General features: G+C 50.4%; 3 protein-coding genes. All 3 read left to right on the top strand.

The features are described 5' to 3' along the window. Positions 1-336: 336 nt before the first annotated feature. Positions 337-519, top strand: coding sequence for a hypothetical protein (locus WKT13_RS13240; protein ID WP_340324226.1), 183 nt, complete (start codon positions 337-339; stop codon positions 517-519). Between the two features lie 25 nt (positions 520-544). Beyond that, complete coding sequence (locus tag WKT13_RS13235) at positions 545-1711, top strand: hypothetical protein (RefSeq protein ID WP_340324225.1); 1167 nt, start codon at positions 545-547, stop codon at positions 1709-1711. 13 nt (positions 1712-1724) lie between these two features. After that, a partial coding sequence (locus tag WKT13_RS13230; protein ID WP_340324224.1) for a glycoside hydrolase family 2 TIM barrel-domain containing protein occupies positions 1725-4885 on the top strand: 3161 nt, incomplete at its 3' end.

Here is a 4885-nt window from a genome sequence, read left to right as displayed (position 1 = left end):
AGAAAATACCAATGTAACAGGTGTCTATAACCTCAACGGTCAGAAAGTATCTGACGGAACAACAACAGACAATCTTCCCAAAGGTATTTATATCGTGAACGGAAAGAAACATGTTGTACGTTGATTTTCACATCTTACGGATCATATCATAAGACAAGCTCTAAGAGCCTGGCACGCCCTCGGTGTGTCAGGCTCTTATCGTTTTCGCTTAAAAGAAAATTGCGACAGACACCTTTGCTTGTCGTCTTTTTATTAAAAACCTAAAACCAAAGATTATTCATACTTTTACTTAATAAAACCACACTGTAATTATTAACTGACAAAACTTAAAATGTTATGAAAAAAGAAAACTACAGCAAACCGTCCATCACAGTTATCGGGCTTACTGCAGAGAGTCATTTCATGAGCGGCAGCGGCGGCAGTAATCCGCCAAATCTGGATATAAATGACGCCGTAGAGGGTACACCAGAAAACGGGGCAGACTCCAAGGAAAACAATATCTGGGACACTGAATGGTAAACGAAGCACAAAACAGAAGCAAAACATGATGAAATTAAAAACTTTACTCCTGGCACTACTACCTGTAGCCACAACAATGGCACAGCCTGCCGCGCAGAGGCCGGAGGCAGGACAGACTTATTACATTTACAATCTGAACAGTGCCGGCTATCTTTATGACAGCAACAAGACACTCTCACTATCGTCCGCCGGAACACCGGTGACACTCACCGAGGCTGACCCGACAGCAGGAACTTTCTACATGACAGCATCCGAAGGTCACATCTCCGTTACACCGTTCAACGGCATCAGCACCGACGGCAGCGGCACATACGACCAGTGGTTCTTCACTCCGGTGGAAGGCAAGAACAACATATACAACATATCCTACCGCATGAAGGAAGGCAACACATTTCCGTTCCTTTATGCCGACGCCACAACCACGGCAGCAGGCGCACTGAAGATGCTGCCGTATGCACCGGCCGTCAATTATACCGAAGGTCAGTGGATATTCGTTGCAGAGGGCGACTACACAGACAACACCATAGTGCTCGACGAGAACTCCGAGACATACAGCGCACCTGCCGGTACAAACATGACCGTGAAACTCAAGCGCACGTTCAGCCCCGGCTGCTGGAACACCTTCTGCGTTCCGTTCGACATCGACGCCGCACAACTCAGCTCAGCTTTCGGCAAGGATGTACGTCTGGCCGAATACAGCGGCTGCACCGATATGGTTCTCAACTTCAAATATTCCGACAAGGCCGAAGCCGGCAAGCCCTATCTTATTTATATAAGTGCATCGCATGAAGCACCGGCCGAAGGATGTTACGTATTCACCGGCATCAACCGCTTTGTCAAGGAACCGCAGCCTGTCACCTACGACGCGTTCACACTGAAGGGCTGCTTCACGGCAGTCTATGTTCCGGCCGGCTCCTATGTCATAAGCAGGAACACACTTTATCACACAGACGAGGATATGACAGTCAAAGGCTTCCGCGGATTCATCACATCGACAGCCTCCGGCAAACTCAACGGATGGTCGCTCGATGAAGGAACCGACGGCATTGACGGCATAACATCCGATAATGAGAACGCCGGCGGACAGATATACACCATCGGCGGACAGAAGATGCGCAATGATGCCTCAGACACCAAAGACATGCCGGAAGGCGTATACGTAGTCAAAGGAAAGAAGATTGTCATAAAATAAAGCAAGCCAACAAATGAAAAATATATATCATATAATTCTCACAGTCCTGCTCGGCTTCTGCTTTGCAGGCAACCTGTCGGCCGAAGACACAAAGGAAGTGCTGTGGAGCGGTTACTCGCCTAAAGGCAGCACATTCAGCAAGACATTGTCGTCAGTGGACCTGACAAAGCAAACGATACATGCCGAAATAGACCTGTCATCGTGCCAGTATTACAACACATGGGAGAATATTCTCTCTATCGGAACAAATATAAGCGAGTGGAACGGCGCATACAACATACATCTGTACTACACACCGTCAACAAATACACTCCAGCTCAACTGGCTCGACCTTGAGCAGCAGAGCATACAGACCAATGTCGCATTGAGCAGCACAGACCTTACCGTTGACCTCACTCCGGAAGGACTTCTCATAAACGGACAGCTACAGAACAAATACACAGCTGGTGCCATGTCGCCGCTTTACGAACAGTCTTCTGTTTCTGTGGGCAGCACACAGGGCGAAACCCGCAGCTGGGCTACCTATAAAGAAGTGAGTGTCATCACACCCGGTGAAGGAGGAGACGGAGGTGAAGGTGGCGAAACACCTGTAGTCGGCGGTAAATACTACATCAGCGTAGCCGGCAATCCGAACAGCGTAATAACCGTCAATTCCACCGAGAACGACGCGCCAATAAGCATTGAGAAACTCGGCAGCACCACAAACCAACAGTGGCAACTGCAGTCAGCCGGAACATCGTCCGACTACGACAACATGCTCATCAACGTCTATTCAGGCAAGGCTCTCGACATGGCATGCAACAACACAGCATTGCCACCATTGCAGTGGACAGCTGGTACGAACAATCCCAACCAGCTTTTCAAGTTCGAGGCACAGGAAGACGGAAGCTATAAGATCTGCGTATACTACGACAATTATCCGTATTACCTGACTGTATCCAACGGCACACCGGCACGCACAACAGATGCAGAGGCTGCAACATCATTTGTATTCACAAAAGCCGAAGGCGGCATTGAGCCACCGGTAGAGGACCGCAAATTCAACGTATCGTTCATATCCGATCAGAACAAACTGGGCGACTGGAAGGAAGATGCACATGCCACATTCATCCCTTATGCCACAACAGCCGAGATGAAGTCCGACGCATTCTACTCTACTCCGTGGCTCACACCGGAGAAAGCAATGACCATCAGTCTGAACGGACAGTGGAAATTCAAGTATGTACCGGGTACAGCATCAGGTCCCGGAAGCAGCGAATTCTTCGCAGCAGGATATGACGACAGCTCGTGGGACGAGATAAAAGTACCACTGTCATGGGAAATGGCAGGCTACGGCAAACCAGTATATACCAATGTGGGTTATCCGTTCTATAATAATGCGCCGAACGCAAACCGTGGACGCGAATATAACGGTGTGACCGACAACAACTCCACCGGCTTCTACCGCCGCACCTTCACCCTGCCCGAGTCATGGAACGACAAGCGCGTGTTCATCCACTTCGACGGTGTCTACAGCGCAGCCGCAGTCTGGGTGAACGGCAAGTACGTAGGATACTCTCAGGGATCCAACACCGATGCCGAGTTCGACATCACCGACTTCGTAACTCCGGGCAGCGACAACCAACTGTCAGTGCGTGTCTACCGTTGGTGCGACGGCTCATACCTCGAAGGTCAGGACATGTGGCATCTGAGTGGAATCCACCGCGACGTATATCTGGTTGCAACTCCCAAGACATTCGTAAGCGACCACTACATCACCTCAACCAACATGAACACCGGGGCCACCAGTGCAACAATGAACGTAGCGCTGACCATCGACAACCGTGACGGCGAGACGACAAAGAAGAACATTGAGGTGGAACTGCTCGACGCAGACGGCTCTACGGTAGCAAGCATGAATCAGAATGTTGAACTGACCGAGGCTGACAAGACAAAGAGCATCACGCTCTCTACAGATAAGCTCACGGGACTCACACCGTGGAACGCTGAGAAACCTTATCTCTACACTGTCGTCGTACGCCAGAACAACGCCGACGGAGCTGAGGAGATGGTATTCTCTACAAAATACGGTTTCCGTAACATCACACGCAGTGGCAATCTCGTGTATATCAACGGACAGCGCATATTCTTCAAAGGTGTGAACAATCAGGACACACATCCCGAATACGGCCGCGCCATAGACATGGAGACAATGCTCACCGATGTGCGCATGATGAAGCAGGCCAATGTCAACACCGTACGCACAAGCCACTACCCGCGCCAGCCGAAGATGTACGCAATGTTCGACCACTTCGGACTCTATGTCATGGACGAAGCCGATGTGGAATGTCACGGCAATCAGGGTCTGACAAACACCAGCTCATGGTCTGATGCATTCGTAGACCGCAACGTGCGCATGGTGATGCGCGACCGCAACCACCCGAGCGTCATCTTCTGGTCGCTTGGCAACGAATGCGGCAACGGCAGCAACATGGCCGACGCATACCGTGCTGTGAAAGCCATCGACAACCGAATGATTCATTATGAGGCCGGAAGCGCAACAAGCGGTTATTCAGACATGTACTCAGACATGTATCCGACCGTTGAAAGCGTGAGACAGAAGAGCGGAGGAAACAGCGGTATGCCATACTTCATCTGCGAATACGCACACGCCATGGGACAGGCCGTGGGCAACCTCATCGACTACTGGAATGTGATAGAAAGCAGCACCGGTATCATCGGCGGTTGCATCTGGGACTGGGTGGACCAGTCAATATATGATCCGGAAAAACTCGCATCCGGCATCAAGCAGAACGAACGTGGATTCAACTACTTCACTTCAGGTTACGACTACAATTATCCAGACGTAAACAACGGCTTCCAGGGCAACTTCGTGAACAACGGTCTGATAACAGCCAACCGTGTATGGACAGCCAAACTGAGAGAAGTGAAGAAGGTTTACCAGCACGTAGCATTCGAGAAGTTCGAGGGTAACACACTCACCATAAGAAACAAATACAACTTCACAGACCTCAGCGACTTCTATCTGCGCTATACAGTTCTGAAAGACGGCCGCACTGTTGAGGAAGGACGCACAGACATGCCGTCGGTTGCGGCAGGAGCAACAGCTGATGTCACCGTGCCCTACACCACCGACTGCACCGGTGATGCGGAATATCTCATCATGCTCAGTCT

This window comes from Prevotella sp. HCN-7019 (assembly GCF_037890215.1).
Taxonomy (GTDB): Bacteria; Bacteroidota; Bacteroidia; order Bacteroidales; family Bacteroidaceae; genus Prevotella.
The sequence above is the reverse complement of the archived record's forward strand: the minus strand, read 5'-3'. Positions and strand labels throughout refer to the sequence as shown.

Bases quoted from the DNA above. Each gene is read 5' to 3' on its own strand.
- WKT13_RS13240 (WP_340324226.1), top strand. From the start codon at position 337: ATGAAAAAAGAAAACTACAGCAAACCGTCCATCACAGTTATCGGGCTT.
- WKT13_RS13235 (WP_340324225.1), top strand. From the start codon at position 545: ATGATGAAATTAAAAACTTTACTCCTGGCACTACTACCTGTAGCCACA.